This window comes from Glaciimonas sp. PCH181, from assembly GCF_003056055.1.
Classification (GTDB): Bacteria; Pseudomonadota; Gammaproteobacteria; order Burkholderiales; family Burkholderiaceae_D; genus Glaciimonas.
In genome coordinates, this window is the sequence record NZ_PYFP01000002.1 from 573,727 (window position 1) to 591,941 (window position 18,215).

At 51.8% G+C, this 18,215-nt stretch carries 18 protein-coding genes; 13 read left to right on the forward strand and 5 right to left on the reverse strand.

All coding sequences use genetic code 11. The annotated features are described in order from the left end of the window. Nucleotides 1-157 precede the first annotated feature (157 nt). Nucleotides 158-1,042: an SMP-30/gluconolactonase/LRE family protein gene (locus tag C7W93_RS15730; RefSeq protein ID WP_108441207.1), complete on the reverse strand. Its 885-nt coding sequence runs from the start codon at nucleotides 1,040-1,042 to the stop codon at nucleotides 158-160. Between the two features lie 267 nt (nucleotides 1,043-1,309). On the opposite strand from C7W93_RS15730, the gene C7W93_RS15735 reads away from it, so the two are divergent. Beyond that, nucleotides 1,310-2,152, forward strand: coding sequence for an MOSC domain-containing protein (locus C7W93_RS15735; protein WP_108441209.1), 843 nt, complete (start codon nucleotides 1,310-1,312; stop codon nucleotides 2,150-2,152). An 85-nt stretch (nucleotides 2,153-2,237) separates the two neighbouring features. Here C7W93_RS15735 and C7W93_RS15740 read toward each other — a convergent pair whose 3' ends face one another. The 3 genes from C7W93_RS15740 to rsmD are packed head-to-tail and all read right to left on the reverse strand — an operon-like array spanning nucleotide 2,238 to nucleotide 3,792. After that, complete coding sequence (locus tag C7W93_RS15740; RefSeq protein ID WP_108441211.1) at nucleotides 2,238-2,495, reverse strand: YfhL family 4Fe-4S dicluster ferredoxin; 258 nt, start codon at nucleotides 2,493-2,495, stop codon at nucleotides 2,238-2,240. Nucleotides 2,496-2,547: 52 nt separating this feature from the next. Then, a complete protein-coding gene (coaD, locus tag C7W93_RS15745) occupies nucleotides 2,548-3,054 on the reverse strand; it encodes a pantetheine-phosphate adenylyltransferase (protein WP_108442155.1) in 507 nt (168 codons plus the stop codon). A 60-nt stretch (nucleotides 3,055-3,114) separates the two neighbouring features. Beyond that, entirely contained in the window at nucleotides 3,115-3,792 is a 678-nt protein-coding gene (rsmD, locus tag C7W93_RS15750) for a 16S rRNA (guanine(966)-N(2))-methyltransferase RsmD (RefSeq protein WP_201747272.1), read from the reverse strand. Nucleotides 3,793-3,952: 160 nt separating this feature from the next. Here rsmD and ftsY point away from each other — a divergent pair, with 160 nt between their 5' ends. The 6 genes from ftsY (at nucleotide 3,953) to C7W93_RS15780 (ending at nucleotide 9,138) form a co-directional block, all read left to right on the forward strand. After that, nucleotides 3,953-5,248: a signal recognition particle-docking protein FtsY gene (gene ftsY / locus C7W93_RS15755; protein ID WP_108441213.1), complete on the forward strand. Its 1,296-nt coding sequence runs from the start codon at nucleotides 3,953-3,955 to the stop codon at nucleotides 5,246-5,248. A gap of 65 nt (nucleotides 5,249-5,313) precedes the next feature. Then, nucleotides 5,314-5,994 (forward strand): cell division ATP-binding protein FtsE, encoded by a 681-nt coding sequence (locus C7W93_RS15760; protein ID WP_108441215.1) that lies wholly within the window; start codon nucleotides 5,314-5,316, stop codon nucleotides 5,992-5,994. Next, entirely contained in the window at nucleotides 5,991-6,917 is a 927-nt protein-coding gene (gene ftsX, locus C7W93_RS15765; protein WP_108441216.1) for a permease-like cell division protein FtsX, read from the forward strand. The genes C7W93_RS15760 and ftsX overlap by 4 nt, the downstream gene beginning before the upstream one ends. 121 nt (nucleotides 6,918-7,038) lie before the next feature. After that, the gene (locus tag C7W93_RS15770) at nucleotides 7,039-7,995 is read left to right on the forward strand and encodes a DMT family transporter (protein WP_108441218.1); all 957 of its coding nucleotides are present in this window, start codon (nucleotides 7,039-7,041) and stop codon (nucleotides 7,993-7,995) included. A gap of 37 nt (nucleotides 7,996-8,032) precedes the next feature. Beyond that, entirely contained in the window at nucleotides 8,033-8,602 is a 570-nt protein-coding gene (locus tag C7W93_RS15775; RefSeq protein WP_225869906.1) for a hypothetical protein, read from the forward strand. A 191-nt stretch (nucleotides 8,603-8,793) separates the two neighbouring features. After that, entirely contained in the window at nucleotides 8,794-9,138 is a 345-nt protein-coding gene (locus C7W93_RS15780) for a DUF1840 domain-containing protein (protein WP_108441222.1), read from the forward strand. A gap of 542 nt (nucleotides 9,139-9,680) precedes the next feature. Here the strand turns inward: C7W93_RS15780 and C7W93_RS15790 are convergent. Beyond that, complete coding sequence (locus C7W93_RS15790; RefSeq protein ID WP_225869907.1) at nucleotides 9,681-10,898, reverse strand: MFS transporter; 1,218 nt, start codon at nucleotides 10,896-10,898, stop codon at nucleotides 9,681-9,683. Nucleotides 10,899-11,104: 206 nt separating this feature from the next. On the opposite strand from C7W93_RS15790, the gene C7W93_RS15795 reads away from it, so the two are divergent. From C7W93_RS15795 to C7W93_RS15820, 6 genes are all read left to right on the forward strand, one after another. Continuing rightward, on the forward strand, nucleotides 11,105-11,758 hold the full coding sequence (locus C7W93_RS15795) for a LysE family translocator (RefSeq protein WP_108441228.1): 654 nt from the start codon (nucleotides 11,105-11,107) through the stop codon (nucleotides 11,756-11,758). An 8-nt stretch (nucleotides 11,759-11,766) separates the two neighbouring features. Continuing rightward, nucleotides 11,767-13,200, forward strand: a complete 1,434-nt coding sequence (gene rsmB / locus C7W93_RS15800; RefSeq protein ID WP_108442157.1) for a 16S rRNA (cytosine(967)-C(5))-methyltransferase RsmB — start codon at nucleotides 11,767-11,769, stop codon at nucleotides 13,198-13,200. Nucleotides 13,201-13,378: 178 nt separating this feature from the next. Further along, nucleotides 13,379-13,909, forward strand: a complete 531-nt coding sequence (locus tag C7W93_RS15805) for a DUF4390 domain-containing protein (protein ID WP_370446500.1) — start codon at nucleotides 13,379-13,381, stop codon at nucleotides 13,907-13,909. A gap of 1 nt (nucleotide 13,910) precedes the next feature. Further along, nucleotides 13,911-16,232, forward strand: coding sequence for an ATP-binding protein (locus C7W93_RS15810; protein ID WP_108441231.1), 2,322 nt, complete (start codon nucleotides 13,911-13,913; stop codon nucleotides 16,230-16,232). Nucleotides 16,233-16,882: 650 nt separating this feature from the next. After that, nucleotides 16,883-17,599, forward strand: a complete 717-nt coding sequence (locus C7W93_RS15815; RefSeq protein ID WP_108441233.1) for a response regulator — start codon at nucleotides 16,883-16,885, stop codon at nucleotides 17,597-17,599. After that, nucleotides 17,596-18,039 (forward strand): GTPase, encoded by a 444-nt coding sequence (locus C7W93_RS15820; protein ID WP_108441235.1) that lies wholly within the window; start codon nucleotides 17,596-17,598, stop codon nucleotides 18,037-18,039. Before C7W93_RS15815 ends, C7W93_RS15820 begins: the two co-directional genes overlap by 4 nt. Nucleotides 18,040-18,215 lie beyond the last annotated feature (176 nt).

Below are 18,215 nucleotides of genomic sequence, written 5' to 3' on the forward strand. Positions count from 1 at the left end.
ACAACAAACAGTCTTTCCGACAGGAAAAACAAGCGGGAAAGATGCCGTTTCGCATGCATCCCCGCAACAGCATCGAACTCACTCTGCCATCTAGCGAAACCAAAAAGTAGTTTTCGACGCCCTCTCCCAACCCCCATCTATCTCAACGTTTTCAGCACTACACCGCCGAACGAAAACGCGGCTCCGGCAAACCCGCCACGCTGACGCGCATCGCGAAGACACCACCGGATTGCGGGTATTGCAGCAACTCTGCTGCGGGGCGACCGGCACTGGCGCTGGTGACATATAAGGTCTGCAAATCAGCGCCGCCAAACGCGCACATCGTTGGGCAACGTACCGGCAACGGATAGGTCTCCACCACTTCACCGGCGGGTGAAATCCGTACAATCCGGCCGCCTTCATATAACGCGCTCCAGTAATAACCTTCGCTATCCATCGCCGCGCCATCAGGACGACCACGATCTTCTGCCGTCGGCGTAAAACGCACCCAGACTTCTTTATCGCCAAGCGTGCCGCTGGCGGCGTCGTAGGCATGCCGATAAATCACAAAATTCGGTGTGTCCGAGTGATATAACCAGCGTTGATCGGGACTGAAAGCGAGGCCATTTGAGGTGAGTATGCCGTCATCCATACTGCTCAGACCGCGTTCATCAAAACGATATAAATGGGCGTTGCTGCCCGCTTTTGGCTCGTCCAGCGTACCGGCCCAGAATCGCCCCTGACTATCGCAGCGACCATCGTTAAAACGGCTGCTGGCTTGGTCTTCAGGATTATCCGCCAGTTTGCGGACCTGTTCGCCCGCCGCATTCAATAGCCAGATCCCGGAGCGCATACCGGCCACAAAACCACCATCATCCGTGAGCGAAAAACAGCCTATATGCTCAGCCACCGGCAGTATCGTGTGCTGGCCATCAATCGGACTAAAAAGGTGAATCGCTGGCGCTAGAATATCGACCCAGTACAAGCGCTGGTTGATATCGTCCCAACGAGGGCATTCGCCTAACTTTGCAGGCGTATCAATCACGCAGGTAAACTTACTCATTATTATTCCTTCTGTCTGTTGGTTGGCCGTGGCGACGCAGTAAATGCGATATTTAACAGCATTAGCGGCATGCCGGGATAGCGTGATGACGTCAGTGTATAGACACTGTCATCGGATTGGTCTTTTGGTTCAATCTGCATCGTCTTCATGGAGGCAAAGGCCTATTTTTCGATGTAAATCTGCGACTCTGCCAGAATAGCGTCAGTCCTTAGCTTATGCCGTGGAAACATCCACCATGCGCAGCAATCCATTTGAAAGCAGAGATACATGCCGACCATTACTTCGCTACATATTTATCCCATCAAATCCTGCGCAGGGATAGCTGTAACGGAAGCCACGCTAACGTCTGCCGGTCTGCGCCATCAACAAACCAATGATCGGGAATGGATGGTCGTCGACGCCACCGGACGATTTTTAACGCAGCGCGACTATCCACAGATGGCGCTCATCGTACCGACACTATACGCAGAGGGCATGCGCCTGACCGCACCCGGAATGACGGCGCTAGAGGTAACGTTCGCGCTGTCCGCGCCCAATCCGATTCCTGTGACTGTCTGGGACGACAATCTCATCGCGCACGACTGTGGCGATGCGGTCGCTGCATGGTTTTCTGCGATCATTGGCGATGCTTGTCGATTGGTGCATTTTGATGCGACCAGCAAACGCCTCGCCAGCAAAAAATGGACCGGCGGACGGGACGTGCCGACGTTATTTGCCGATGGCTATCCGATCCTGCTGGCATCGCAGGCATCACTGGATGATTTAAATCAAAAATTGGTGTTGCAAGGACGCAGCGCATTGCCGATGAATCGGTTTAGACCCAACATTGTGATCGATGGCGTAGAGGCGTTTGAAGAGGATTTTGTCGAGACTTTCAGTGCCGGCAACGTGCAATTACAGCCGGTAAAACCCTGTCCTCGCTGCCCTATCCCGTCGATTGATCAGGCCACTGGGAAACACGGCCCGGATCCATTGGATATTCTGCAAACTTATCGTGTAAACCCCAAAGTCGATGGCGGCATTACGTTCGGCATGAATACTATTTTATTAGAAGGCGAAGGAGAGGTATTGCGGGTGGGACAGGAAATTGCGATGGAACTGGCATTTTGAGAATGATGGATATTTCGATGTGAGACTAACAAGAATGGCAAATGGCAAGAATCGCAACCGCGCATCTTGCCATTGCATGCTGTCCTCAGGCCTTGATCTCAGCCTGTAAGCGTTCATATTTAGCCTGCAACTGCTCTGCACTTTCGTGCCATGCAGGATCAAGCGGAATACAGCTAACGGGGCAAACCTGCTGACATTGCGGCTCATTGAAATGGCCGACGCATTCGGTACATTTATGCGGGTCGATCTCGTAAATCAGCGGCCCCATATAAATTGCGCCGTTCGGGCACTCAGGCTCGCACACGTCGCAATTAATACAATCATCGGTAATCAGTAATGCCATGAGCCTGCTCTTTTAACGCTACTGCAGCGGCAAGATGCCGCCCGCAGATTATTTATACTTTACCTTGTTGCACGGCCGCTTGTGCAGCCAGTTTTTCTTTCAGCCATTTTTCGACCGAAGGAAAAACAAATTTGGAAACATCGCCGCCCAATGTTGCAATCTCCCGGACGATCGTGCCGGAAATAAATTGATATTGATCCGACGGTGTCAGGAACAAGGTTTCCACATCTGGCAATAAATAGCGGTTCATGCCCGCCATCTGAAACTCAAACTCAAAATCCGATACGGCGCGCAATCCACGCATAATCACGTTGGCATCATGCTGACGCACGAAATCTTTTAGCAGGCCGGAAAAGCTCTCCACCTGCACATTAGGATAATGACCCAAGACTTCGTTTGCAATCGACAAGCGCTCTTCTAGCGAGAAAAAGGGTTTTTTGCTTTTGCTATCGGCAACGCCGACGACCAACTTGTCAAATAATCCTGACGCGCGTCGCACCAAATCTTCATGCCCACGCGTGAGTGGATCGAATGTTCCTGGATATACAGCTGTGACCATCTTGTTTTCCCCCTGAAGTGCCCTGATCAGACCGCGCATTATGCCTGAAAATAGCGCAATTTAGTGTTGCTTTCGTTGCAACAAATGATAGAACACTATTCCGGCTTTGTCAGCCCGGACAACCTGCCAATCCGCCATCCATTCCGGCGCTGCTATTTCACCCGCGTCATCGGCCTCAATCAGGGCAAATTCTGACTCTACGTAGATCAGACCATGCTCGGTCAGCAAGCGTTCGCATAGCGGCAATGTTTTGGCCAGCCAGCCCTGATGATACGGCGGATCGAGAAAAATCAAATTAAAACGCGCATTTTCAGTGCGATTTTCTGGTGGGACACCCAATTTACCCACTAATGTTTGCAATGTAGTGGCCGCATCGCCACGCAAAATCTGCACCGAACCGGCATCTAGCTTGGCTTTTGTGGCTTCCAGCTGACGCACCGCTGGCGTATTGTGTTCAATCATCAACACTTCTGCGGCACCGCGGCTGGCCGCTTCAAATCCCAGCGCGCCCGTACCGGCAAATAAATCGAGACAGCGCACCGCTGACCATCGCCCGTCCAATATATGTGTCAGCCAGTTAAATACCGTTTCGCGCACCCGATCCGGCGTCGGCCGCAAGCCTTCACAGTCGATCACGGCCAGTGGCGTGCGCTTCCATTGCCCGCCGATGATGCGGACCTGACGTGGTTGCGCAGGTCGCTGGTGATGGACGGCGGCTGGTTTTTTACTTTGCTTCATTTGCTTTCTTCGCGGAATAGAGTGCAAGCCGTCTTGAATTTGATCGGCATTGCTCTGATAGAATGCCGGGATTGTACCTTGCGATGAATTTTTGCGCGGCGCGCCGTTGCGGTAGCCGCACTGCCCCGTATTTGAACGCCTTTCTGACTCCAGGCCCCTGATGTTTAGTTTTTTCAAGAAAAAATCCAAAGTTGACCCAACCGCGTTGCCGGAATTGCAACATGAAACGCCTCCCGCAGTGCCCGAAGCCTCCAACACGGAGTGCGCTCCGCCGCTGCCCGAAAGCACGCAGAACGCCGATACGCCAAAACGCTCATGGCTAGATCGGCTGACTAATAAAGAGGCCGAGGCTTCAACGCCACCTGTTTCAGAGCAGGCGATACCTGAAGTTATTGCGCCGCCGCAACCGATTGCACCGCTGCCGGTGGAAAAGCCGACCCCTGCCGTCGTTCCGCTACCAACGCCGCCAATCGTCGCGTCCCCCGCACCAGCCGCTATCCTCGAGGCTGAAGAATACGAAGAGGAAATAGTTATTCCAGCCGCAGTTGCCGCAGAGCAAAAGCGCTCCTGGCTAACGCGACTGAAAACGGGTCTATCAAAGACTTCCTCTAATCTGACCACGTTATTCATCGGCGCAAAGATCGACGATGCGCTGTATGAGGAGTTGGAATCTGCGTTGTTGGTCTCGGATGCCGGTGTTGAAGCGACCCAATATTTGCTGAATGCACTGAAAAAGAAGGTTAAGGATGAGCGCCTGACCGAAGCTCCTCAGGTAAAAACCGCTTTACGTTCTTTGCTCATTGCGTTGCTGACACCGTTGCAAAAACCGATGGCTATCGGCAAACATCAACCGCTGGTAATGATGATTGCCGGCGTAAATGGTGCTGGAAAAACAACCACTATCGGCAAACTAGCCAAGCATTTACAGGCGCATAAACAATCGGTCTTGCTGGCTGCAGGCGATACTTTCCGCGCCGCTGCCCGCGAGCAGCTGACGATCTGGGGCGAGCGCAATAATGTCAGCGTGATCGCACAAGAATCGGGCGATCCGGCCGCTGTTGCTTTCGATGCGGTGCATTCTGCGCAAGCGCGCGGGACCAATGTTGTGATGGTCGACACCGCCGGTCGTTTGCCGACGCAGTTGCATTTGATGGATGAGCTGAAAAAAGTTAAACGTGTGATCGCCAAAGGCATGGCTTCGGCCCCGCATGAAATCCTGTTGGTGATCGATGGCAATACCGGCCAGAATGCCTTGACGCAAGTCAAAGCATTCGATGATGCGCTCGGCCTGACCGGTTTGGTGATTACTAAATTGGACGGGACCGCAAAAGGCGGCATCCTGGCAGCAATCGCCATTACGCGCGCCATCCCAGTGTATTTCATTGGGGTGGGCGAACAGATAGAAGACTTGCAACCTTTTGACGCGACCGACTTTGTGGATGCTTTGCTGCGCTAAAAGGCAATCTGATGGTGGATTTACGCACTTTTACGGATTTTTTTGAAGTATTTTTTCCTTAGACGATGATTAAATTCAGCCAGGTCTCAAAACAGTATCAACGCGACACTTTTGCCTTGCGCGATATTACGCTCACAGTCAATAAAGGCGATCTGATTTTTTTAGCAGGGCCGAGTGGGGCTGGCAAATCGACCTTATTAAAAATGATCGGCGCGATCGAACGACCAAGCAGCGGCACGCTGACCGTCAGCGGTCAAAACGTTGGCAAACTTAAAGCGTCGGGCATCCCTTATCTGCGCCGTAATCTGGGCCTGATTTTTCAGGAACAACGCCTTTTATCGGATCGCACTGTGCTGGCAAATGTAGTGCTGCCTTTGCTTGTCACCGGTTCCAGCCGGGTTGAAGCAGAAATCCGTGCGCGGGCCGCATTGGACAAAGTCGGACTGATCGATAAAGCCGCATCCCTGCCTCAAACCTTGTCCGGCGGTGAACAACAGCGTGTGGCGATTGCCCGCGCTATCGTCAACCGGCCGCAAATTATTCTGGCGGACGAGCCAACTGCAAACCTCGACCGCGACAATGCGGATCACGTCTTAAATGCACTCAAATCATTCCATGCCGCTGGCGTGACTTGTTTGATCTCAACCCATGACGAGCAATTTCTACATAGCGCCAACCACGTTATTTTTCTGGATCAGGGACAAATTGTCGATCATTGGCAAAACTCTGCGCGAGGTGGCAAATGAAAACTTGGCTACGACAGCATTTATCGGCCATCGCAGACGCCTTTCTCCATTTAGGTAAAGCGCCCGGTAGTTTTGCCATGAACGTGCTGGTGGTGGCGATTGCATTAGCGTTGCCGTTTGCCGGTTTGACGATCCTTGAAAACATTCGTCCAGTGTCCGAGCAATTGGCGGTGCAGCCTGAAGTGAGTGTGTTCGCCAAGATCGAGACGTCACGCGAAAAGACCACTGCGTTAGCTACGCCGATCCGCACGATTTTGCAGAAATATGACAAACAGGCCAAACTCCGTTTCGTCCCACGCGAACAGGCGCTAGACGACTTGAAGGGTAAAACCGGTCTGGCGGATGCGCTGACCACGCTGGGTCAAAATCCCCTGCCGGACGCCTACGTTTTGCAATTATCCGGCTTTAAAAGTCTGGCGGATGCCAATCAAATTGACGCCATCACGGAAGAGCTAAAAGCGCTGCCCGGCGTGGATAGCGTGCAGGTCGATTCGGATTGGGTAAAACGCCTGGCAGCCTTGTTGCACATCATGCGTCTGGTGCTGTTATTTCTGGCGATAACGCTGGCTGTGGTGGTGGTCGCAGTTGTGTTCAATACCGTACGCTTGCAGGTTCTGACGCAACGTGAAGAAATCGCCGTCGCCAAGCTAGTTGGCGCGACCAATGCTTTCATTCACAGGCCGTTTTATTACTCCGGCGCGTTGCTAGGGTTGAGTGCTGGTGTCGTCGCGCTGGGCGGCGTCGCGCTTGGATTAAAACCTTTGAATCAGGCAATCGCGGAATTCGCGCAATTGTATGCCTCCGAATTTTTATTACTGCCGCTGGACCTCAGCTTTACGTTCGCGTTGCTGGCTGTCAGCGCCGGATTGGGTCTAATCGGAGCGGTATTATCGGTGCGGCGTCACTTGGCACGCTTAGCGTAAACAACGGCTGTATCGTTCTCAATGCGCCTTTACGCTATGTGATGGCGATAACATCGCCATCATCACCATTTAAATTTATCGGATGTAAATTGCTTCTCAATAATACAAGCCAACTTAACCCATGCTGATCGGCGTGCTGTGCGCACTCGGTGCCGGGTTAGTCTGGGGCATGGTATTCATTACGCCCTTGCTGCTCTACGACTATCCCGGCATCGTGCTGTCATTTGGCCGCTATCTGGCATTTGGGCTGATTGCCGTCGTTCCTGCGTTATTCGATCGTAAGCGCATCTTGAAACTGACGCGGGCGGATTGGCAGGCCGCACTGAAACTCGCGCTGGTTGGCAATTTGCTGTACTACGCGGCATTGGCAACGGCGATTCAATTGGCCGATGCGCCACTACCGACGATGATCATCGGCACCCTGCCGGTGGTCATTTCCATATGTTCAAACTGGTCGCCGACGCGTGGGGCCGACAGCGTCGCATGGCGTCTGTTGTTGCCGTCTATCGTAATTATTTTGTTGGGCTTGCTGTGTGTGAATAGCGCGGAAATGGCGCACATGCAAAATGCTGGTACAGAACCACGGCCTTTGTCGGACTACTTACTTGGCTGCGGCATGGCAATCGCTGGCGTTGTCGCATGGACCTGGTATCCGATTGTCAATGCGCGCTATCTAAAAGCCAATCCACGAATAAGCTCCACCACTTGGGCCACCGCGCAGGGCTTGGCCACGTTTCCGCTGGCAGTGATCGGTTTTATCGGTTATTTCATATATTTGAAATTAACCGGTAATGCCTACACGTTCCCTTTCGGGCCACGTCCTGCCGTATTTATCGGGCTGATGCTCCTGATAGGCTTATGCGCTTCGTGGCTGGGAACGTTGTTTTGGAACAAGGCCAGTCAACATTTGCCGACAACGCTGCTAGCGCAACTTATCGTTTTTGAAACGTTGGCGGCGCTGCTGTATGCGTTCATACTCCGCGGCACGGCACCGAGCCTGGTCGTCATAGCGGGAGTCGTGCTGCTGGGATGCGGCGTGATTTTGGGTGTCCGTACCTTTCAGCATCAGATACCATAGCGGCTACCTCCATTTTTGCAGTTACCTGCCTCCTACCGTGTTCAAAATTGCTATCAAACGTTCGCTAACCTCTGCCAGCCGCGCCGCGTTGCTATGCCTGGGAACTGTCCTTTTACTGGCCGCCTGCTCGCCTAAATTCAATTGGCGTCAGGTGCAGGGCAACGATGCGCCGTTTAGCGTATTGCTACCGGCAAAGCCTTCTACCTTCTCGCGTGAGATTGACCTGAACGGCCTCAAACTGAAGATGACCATGACCGCGACCGAAATCGACGACACCGTATTTGCTGTCGGTAGCGCAAAAATAGCTGATACTGATCAGACCAGCGCAGCCCTTCAAGCCATGAAAACAGCCCTGGTAAAAAATATCAGCGGTAGTGTCACATCCGAAACTTCGACCGCCGTCGCCACCAGCAACCCACAAAACAGCGGCCAAAGCATTACGCTAGAAGCACTCGGCGCGCCTGAAAATGGCGGTCAACCGAAGATACTGTTCGCGCATTTACAAAGTAAGGGGCAATACATTTATCAAGTAATCGTCATCGGTCCGCAAAAAACCGTCTCGCGAGAGAATGTGGACATGTTTATGCAATCGTTCAAAGCCAGCTAAAAAACACTGGCTTTATGTGCATTCGTGGTCTTGCGGCGTCAAAATCCGCCTGATTACGCGGTTTTTTTAGGGCAATATGGATATATCTTGATGGGACTGTAACGAGAAGTCACAATAGTGGCGATAGCACTAACGAACAGGTATTCTACAAACGTATTTTTTTAATCAACAATAATATATGCTGAGGCTTTATGTTAATTACCTTTAAATGCAAAGCATCACCAGACGTCGTCATGTATGAGCAACACGTCCAACGCATTTTCGAATTGCTGCACAAAGAACCAAAAATTGGGGTGATCACTGCCGCCGAAACCGGTCATGCGATCGAATTACTGCAAGGTGAAATTGCCAAGACTGCAGCCCATGAAAAATCCGCAGAAGTAGAACGCGATGTGGTCGCGCATCACGGCGAAAGTGGCGATGACCATAACCACGAAGCTATTGAACGCGTCCCGTACGCTGCACGTACCCGTCCATTACTGGAAATGTTAATTGCCGCCAACAAGGCTGGCAACGACGTTCTTTGGGGTATTTAATCCACCCTGAATCAATCAGTTTAAAAAAATAGCTTCGTCAGTGCCGATATTCGACCATACGCGATAACGTGGCCAGAATATCGGCCCAAAAAACCCGAGCTTTCTCCAAATCATCAGTAAGTTGTTATCTGCACCTCTCGCAAAATTGCATGCATACAGCGTCCCTTGAGGCTAGTTTCTGCCCAGTTCGCCGTCCGATTTTATGTACTAATAATCTGCGAATTAATCCACTTAACAAATTCTGTAGCCGGCGTTATCAATAAATTAACCTGATCAGCGTCCACCAAGTCGCCCGTGTAATCAGCTACCTGCCGAATCATGTGCGCGATTAAATACCCGACCAAATTCAGCAGGAACAAGTCCGGTTTTCACCAAATACAACCCAAACGCTGAAATCAATCCGCGGTGTGTTTTCTCAAATGGGGGATTATCATCAGGAGCGATTTTAAGCAACGTGACTTTAGCCGCATCAAACATTGCGTAGTAGGCACGATTGAAAAAGTACAACCGTGCCGCGCAGTCGTGCGGCACTCTCAGGCGACTTACTTTGCACGCTTTTGCTTAAACTCCGTAAAGTAATACAGCAATGCTAATAAAGGCATTACAACGCCGAACAACGATACAAATCCCCAACCGCCGTAAGCATAAGCCCAACCACCCAGCCCGGAGCCAACCGCGCCACCGGCAAAAAATATCGCCATATACAAGCCATTTAAACGGCTACGTACTTCTCCGCCTAACGAAAAGATGGCGCGCTGTCCCAGTACCAGATTCGCCGATACCCCCATATCCAGCAATAATGCCGCCCCGACCAGCAAGGCCATCGAAAGGTGCGAACTTGCGCCGATAGTCGCGCCGATGTAGGCCACGGGATAAGAGATCAATGCCAGCAGCAGTGCCAATCCTGTCGCCTTTCGGGTTAAGCCGCGATCTGCCAGTCTTCCTGCAATCGGTGCAGCAATCGCCCCCATCACCCCGGCGAGCGCAAATAACCCGATGCCGGTTTGTGACAAATCAAACCTCGGACCTGCCAGCAACAATGGGATCACGGTCCAGAACATGCTGAACGCAGCAAACAGTAATGCGTGATAAGCCGCGCGCCGACGCAATATCGGGGTGGAAGTGAGCAAACCCCACATCGAATGGAGCAATTGACCATACCGCATGCCGACCGCAGGCTGACGTTGTGGCAAATGACGCGCCAATACCAGCGCCAGGAGGCCAATTGCGCAGGCAGACATCGCAAACACGGCATGCCAGCCCCAATAGTTAGCGATCAGGCTAGATAATGGGCGCGCCAGCAATATCCCCATTAATAAGCCGCTCATTACGTTGCCGACTACCTGACCGCGCTTTTCCGGGGTCGCCAGATACGTCGCGTACGGTACTAAAACTTGCGCGGCAACCGAACTCAACCCAATCACGAGCGCAGCCAGCAAGAATTGCCAGGCGGTTTGCGAAAATGCAGCGGCGATTAACGCAAATACGGTGACCACCAGTGCGCTGACCACCAAACGCCGATTTTCGATCAAATCACCGAGCGGTACGATAAATAGCAGCCCAAGGCAATAACCTATTTGCGACAGCGTCACGACTAGCCCTGCTGCTGCCGGTGAAAGATGGATCGAGGCGCTAATCAAGCCGATTAGCGGTTGGGCGTAGTACAGATTGGCGACGATTGCCCCGCAAGCAATTGCCAGTAATAATGTAATCCAGGTAGGAATGGCGGTGGGCACCGGATTAGACACGGGGGATGCCATTGCAGAAGTCATTGTTGCCTTTAAATAAATTTTTTAGCCGGGACGATAGCCGCAAAAAATCTGGTCGTCATTCAGTCAAGCGTAAGAAACCGCCTAGAATTGGCAATGTGACCAGGTACTTTAGCGGAAATCGTCACTCTCTGCCCGCAGCCGCCACACATGCCGTTACAATCACGTCTTTACATAGCAAGCGGTAACGCAAACCCATGTTAACAAGCTACTTTGGCATTTCCGGTTTAGGGCTATTTTGTCTGACTGTACTGCTACTAAACGCCACTCCCGGCCCGGATACGGCGTACATCATCGGCCGCAGCGTGGCGCAAGGTCGCAGCGCGGGCTTAATGTCGGCGTTGGGCATTACCGCAGGCTGTCTGGTGCATGCCACGCTGTCAGCATTCGGCTTAACGGCGTTGCTGGCCACTTCTGCTTCAGCTTTTCTGGCGATCAAACTGGCAGGTGGCGCGTATCTGATTTATCTGGGCGTGCGCATGCTGCTAAAAAAACCTGATCATGCAGACACTGACAGCAACCGCAAAACCGCTGGCGATGTGCGTCCGCATCGCACCATTTTTCTGCAAGCGCTGCTGACGAATATCCTCAATCCCAAAGTTATTCTGTTTTTCTTGTCATTCTTTCCAATGTTCGTACAACACGATTCTCCCCACAAAATAGGTGCTTTTCTGCTGTTAGGCGTGATTTTTGCGTCGATGACGTTATGTTGGAACAGTGGCACTGCATTGCTCGCAGGCACCTTAAGTCGCCATGCCAGCAACAATCCTCAAATTAAACAATGGCTGGAACGTACCGTGGGCGCTGCTTTTATCGCGCTCGGTATAAAGCTAGCCCTCACTAAAAGTTAATGTCGATCATGGACAAAAGTAAAATCCGCGTGGTGAAAAAAGCCAGCGCGCCAGCTTCGCCATCATCGGTGCAATCTCCTGCAAAGCCCGCCGCAATCCGGCCAAATGCCCCCCACAAGTTGAATTTTTCGAACCTGAAAAATGACTCTCTGGCCTACGCTTTATTAGGCGCAGGTCAGGCCATCGCGATGGTGCGGGACGGTGCGTCGTTACCGCAGGCCCTGTCGCAAGTCTTTGCGCAAGCGGGTGCGCCAGCCGCCACCCGCGGTGCGATTCAGGATATTAGCTATCGCACCATGCGCGGCGTCGGTCAGGCCGAAGTTTTACTGGCTGCATTGACCAGCAAAGCGCCAGAACCATCGTTATTACATGGCTTATTATGTTGTGCCCTGTGTTTACTGGCAGAGACCGATGATCCCGCTTATGACAACTTTACAGTCGTCGATCAGGCTGTCACCGCGACTGGTTCCGACCTTAGTATCGCCCATGCAAAAGGCATGGTTAATGCGGTTCTGCGGCGATTTTTACGCGAACGCGAGGCACTGACCGCCGAGGCGAATAAAAATCCGCTGGCCTTATGGAATTATCCGGTCTGGTGGATAGATCAGATCGCGGCGGCTTATCCAGACGACTGGCAAGCCATTCTGTTACTCGGCAATCAAGCCCCGCCACTGACATTGCGCGTGAATCAACGCAAAACCAGCGTAGAAAATTACCTGCAACTATTATCCGAAAATAATATTAAGGCCAGTCAGATCGGCCCGGTGGCAGTTCGTCTGGACAAACCGCTACCGGTCAACCAAATTCCGGGTTTTGAAGACGGTTTAGTCTCCGTACAGGACGCAGCGGCACAATTAGCAGCACCGTTATTAGATTTGCAAGATGGCATGCGGATATTGGATGCTTGCGCTGCGCCGGGCGGAAAAACTTGCCATTTGCTCGAACTCGCCGATGTCAGCGTTACTGCGCTCGACCATGATGCAAAACGCCTGCAACGGATCGCCCAAAATTTACAGCGTTTGCAACTACAGGCAACCTTACAAGTGGGCGATGCGCGCACCGGCGTTACTTCAGCCTCTGCAACTGGCGGTTGGTGGGACGGTCAGCAATTCGACCGCATCCTGGCAGATGTGCCCTGCACTGCCTCTGGCATCGTGCGACGCCACCCGGATATTCGGTGGCTACGACGCATGACCGATACAGATCAACTTGCAACACTTTCGGCAGATATTCTGGACAATCTTTGGCAGATGCTACGACCAGATGGTAAATTGTTACTTGTAACCTGCTCTCTGTGGCCACAAGAATCAGAAGCACAAGCAGCGGCATTTGCCGCGCGTCATCAGGCGATCAGATTGCCCGCACCCGGCCAATTAATACCAACAATGGGCGCGCAGCAAGATCACGATGGCCTGTTTTATGCCCTGTTCCAGAAAGCCTGATTTTTCAACGCTTCATAACAACTTGATCGATGACTGACTGACAAACTCAGCTTTAGTGGCTGCCATCATCAACATTTATCTTCTTTTTTTAACCGGACGTTGATCCGGCCCGAGAACAGTGACGCGACTATTGCATCATCTAATTAAGCACTCGCTGCTTAAGCTCTTGCTACTCATGATGCTGGGGGTGTCATTGGGCACTGTCGCTGCTTATGCGGCGGACGGCGCCGACATGACCAAGGCGCGCATTGAAACCAGCGATGATGGCTATCGACTCTCGGCCGCATTTTCGTTTGACCTGAATCGTGGACTGGAAGACGCCATTAACCGCGGCGTCCCGTTATATTTCACGACCGAAGTCGAACTGACCCGGCCACGCTGGTATTGGTTTGATGAAAAAGCCATCAATGCCACGCAAACCATTCGCATTTCCTATAACGTTTTGACACGCCGCTATCACGCGGCAATCACCGGCAGCCTGCAACAGAGTTTTGACACGCTCGATGATGCAATGTCGTTGATTCGACGTCCCAGTCGATGGGTGATCGCGGACAAAGGCGCATTACAAGTCGGCGAAGTCTACAAGGTCGCTGTGCGTATGGGGCTTGATCTGGCCCAGTTACCGAAGCCGTTTCAGGTAAATGCGTTGAACAACAGCGACTGGCGTTTATCATCCGATTGGAAAATCTTCAACTACAGGGCCGAATAACGTGCCACGTGCGATTCGCTATTTATTGATTGTTGGTGGCGCAATAATCAGCATCCTCCTCTTTTTGCTGGCCTCGGCCTCAGAAAATTCAGTTTTTTTCGATAAGTATTACTCCTGGCTATTTGGCCTTAATGCGCTAGTCGCATTTGCCCTGTTAGGCTTGGTGTGCCTGCTGCTAGGGAGACTGTACAGTCGCTATAAACGCGGCAAATTCGGTTCGCGGCTGATGGCCAAACTGGTATTGCTGTTTGCCACCATCGGCATTTTGCCCGGCGTTATTATCTATCTGGTGTCGGTGCAATTTGTGTCGCGCTCAATTGAATCGTGGTTTGATGTGCGGGTTGAGTCAGCCCTCGAATCTGGCCTGAATCTCGGACGCGCAGCACTTAACTCCTCCTTGACCGATCTGATGGCCAAGTCTAAGAGCATCGCGCTGGAATTATCGGAAGAAACGAGCTCGGGTCAGGTTTCGCAACTCACCCGTTTGCGCGATCAAAATTTAGAAGCATCGATCATCACCAGCACCGGTCAGGTCGTGGCCTCCGTCGGTGGCCGTCTGGGTACACTAACCCCGATCTTGCCAAACGCCGCAATGTTACGGCAGGCCCGCCAAAGCCGTGGCTTTTCGGCCATTGAAAGCGAACTTGATAGCGGCAACGATACCGCGTCGAACACGCAGACGGATTTGCCCGCTTCAACGGTAAACGATGCGAATAATAATTTACGGCTCCATGTCGTCATCGAGATCCCGCCGCCAATCAATTCATTGTCGCTGCAAAATGAGACCCGCTTCCTGCAAATACTGCAGCCGGTTCCCGCCTATCTCGCCACCAATGCAGAAGCGCTGCGCGCCGCATCCAGCGAATATCAAGAGCGCTCGCTAGCGCGGTCTGGTCTGCGCAAAATTTATTTAGTCACACTGACGCTGACGCTGCTACTAGCTATTTTTGGCGCGATCATCAGCGCATTTCTGATTGCCAGCGACCTTGCTAAACCGCTCTTACTGCTAGCAGAGGGGACTAAGGCCGTGGCGGAAGGTAATCTATCACCGCGACCGATTGTTGCTAGCTCGGATGAATTGGGCACGCTTACCCAGTCGTTCAATATGATGACGCGTCAGTTATCCGACGCGCGTGCCTCAGTCGAACGTAATCGCAACGAGCTGGAAAACGCCAAGGCCTATCTGGAGTCGGTATTGGCAAACATGTCAGCAGGCGTGATGGTGCTGGATGAGGACTTCCATCTGGTCACCAGTAATCAATCGGTGCAGCGTATTTTGCAATATGATTTGAATCCGCATATCGGCCAACCGTTGAACATCATTGATGGCCTATCCCATTTTGCAGAAATCATTACCAGAGCTTTCTCCGAACAAAATGCGCAGTTTGCGGCAGGGAAAATAGGCGAAAGCCGACTGCACTGGCAACAGCAAATTGAAATTCCACGCCGCATCGATAGCATTGATAGCGATGATATTTCGCTGCTGGCGCGCGGCTCGCGGCTGCCGGTCAATAATCGTGATGGCTATGTGGTGGTGTTCGATGACATTTCAGACGTCATCTCGGCCCAGCGCTCAATTGCATGGGGCGAAGTTGCGCGGCGTCTGGCACATGAAATCAAAAATCCATTAACCCCGATCCAGTTGTCGGCGGAACGGCTCCAGATGAAACTGGAAGACAAATTGATGACGCAGGATGCCGCCATCCTCAAGAAAAGCACCTCCACCATCGTCAACCAGGTCGCCGCGATGAAACGCATGGTGGATGATTTCCGTGATTATGCTAAGACACCCCCGGCAGTGTTAAGCGAACTCGATTTGAATGTTTTAATCGCCGAGATCCTGCACCTGTATATGGCCGGGGATGAGCGCGACATGATTCACGCCGCGCTGGCCCCACAGTTGCCGCATATCATGGGCGACGCCACGCAGTTACGCCAGGTTATCCACAATTTATTGCAAAACGCGCAGGATGCGGTGACCGATCCCATCGCCGAGGTAGCTGCGCCCCGTATCGATGTCGTGACTGAGCGTATCAGCTATCAAGGTTCAGACGGTCGGCCAAGCACCGCAGTGCGTTTGTCGATTACTGATAATGGGCCGGGGTTTTCGTCCAAAATTCTGTCGCGTGCCTTCGAACCTTATATTACGTCGAAGCCCCGCGGCACTGGTTTAGGATTGCCTATGGTGAAAAAAATTGTGGACGAACACGGCGGACGCATCGACTTACACAACCGCAGCGATACAAAGGGTGCGAGGATTTTAATTTTGCTGTTAAAGTTAGCTCCAACGACGAATCAAGATGATGCAAAAAAATTGATTTAAATGAAATCATTATGTGCAGATATCTACCAAGTAGGACCGCGCTGATATAGGATGTATGGCTTGAGGTTGAATCAGAGACCTTTGTTGCGCTGAATCAGGTGAAATGGCGCAGCAAGACTGCAGTGATTTTGGTTATCATAGCGATCGCATTAGTATTACCTATTACGCAGGAGCCAATAGGCTAAATCCCGATCAAGCTCAGGCAGTACCACTGCTTTAGACTTAGAACCTCACGAAGCTAACCTCCATCAGCGCTTGAGAAGAAGCAAAAAATCGGAATTGACCTGAATAAATGCGAAAAGTCACGCCGCGCATGCACCTCAATCAAAGTTGCGTAGTAATATCCATACCAAGTTCTAAGAGCTTGTTCAGTATCTTGTTACATTCCATCCGCCTTGATGTCGCCATCATAGGGAGTGCAGCGCAAAAACCATTATTTATTCAGTAAATAAAGTTTGCGTTGCGCATGGTTCCGATCCAGGTGGTACGCCGCATTTTGCGTAGCAAGATTCTGAGTAAGCTCTACGGTCATTTACAGTTTTAAACATTAAGCACAAAGCACACAAAGTGCTGCAATCGCATAAATTTGGGCTGTACTAACGGTCCAAAATTTTATGATTTGAGGCAACAGAAAATGGGAAAGCTAACGCATGGCTAATATCCTGGTCGTTGATGACGAAATGGGAATTCGAGAATTACTGTCCGAGATTTTGGGAGACGAGGGGCATGTTGTCGCGACGGCAGAAAACGCGCAGCAAGCACGAGAATTTCGACAAAATGGTGTACCCGATCTGGTACTGCTGGATATATGGATGCCCGACACCGACGGTGTCACGCTGCTGAAAGAATGGCAGCGCGATGGGCTACTAACGATGCCAGTGATCATGATGTCTGGTCACGCCACCATTGATACCGCTGTAGAAGCAACGCGGATCGGCGCCTTGAATTTTCTTGAGAAACCGATTGCCTTACAGAAACTATTGAAAGCTGTGCAGCAAGGTTTGGCGCAAGGTCCAAAAACTTCGCGCACGCCACCACAGTTTGCACAGCCAGCGGTATCCAGCGAGACTTCGGAAATTACCGGTAATGGCAGTTTTGGTGCATCGGCGGCTTCGGAAGCACCGAATCTGACTCCGTTGCCGGTAGCGATGCTGGCGTCGGATAATTTGTTTTCGTCATCGTTCGGCCTGCCGCTGCGCGAGGCACGGGATGCATTTGAGCGCGCTTACTTTGAGTACCATTTAATCCGGGAAAGCGGCAGCATGACACGTGTGGCCGAAAAGACCGGACTGGAACGGACTCACTTGTACCGCAAACTCAAACAGCTAGGTGTCGATCCGGGCAAATTATCTAAAAAAGGCGGATGATTTCGCATCCACCTGCATCGCCCGCATCATCAGGCAAGCCGAGCGCCAGCGTTACTTTAGTCACTCTGGTGACCGGCTCCTCAGCCCTTGTCCGAGAAGCCGCTATCTGGTCTGCAATTGCGGCAGATGCGGCCTCGGCCCAAGATAGCGATAAGTTAGCCGTTAATAAGTTAGCCGTTATTCTGGAAGGCCTGCCGGATGGGAAATCCCCACCCGCGCCAACACACTCCCAACTACATATCACCCGTATCGCGCCCGGTTGCTTTTGTTGCATTGGCAATTTGACTTTACGCGTCACTTTGAACCGTTTGCTTCGAACGCATCCAAGCCGGATATATATCAGCATCGCGGATATCACGCACCTCGACAAAATCCACGATTTTCTCTCGCTTTCTCCTTACGACACATGGCTGACACTAAGTGATGCTATAACGATGTAAGAGCGACTGGTGGGCGACTGAGCACTACGCTGAATTAACGCTGGCGTCGTGAATGCTGCTGTAGCCAATCTATAAAATCGCGATGGACGAAATAGCAAGTTAGTTAACTTGTTAATAGCTTGTTTACTGCTATCGCTATTGATAAGAGTTTTCCCAATGATGGGAGAGAAGAAAGT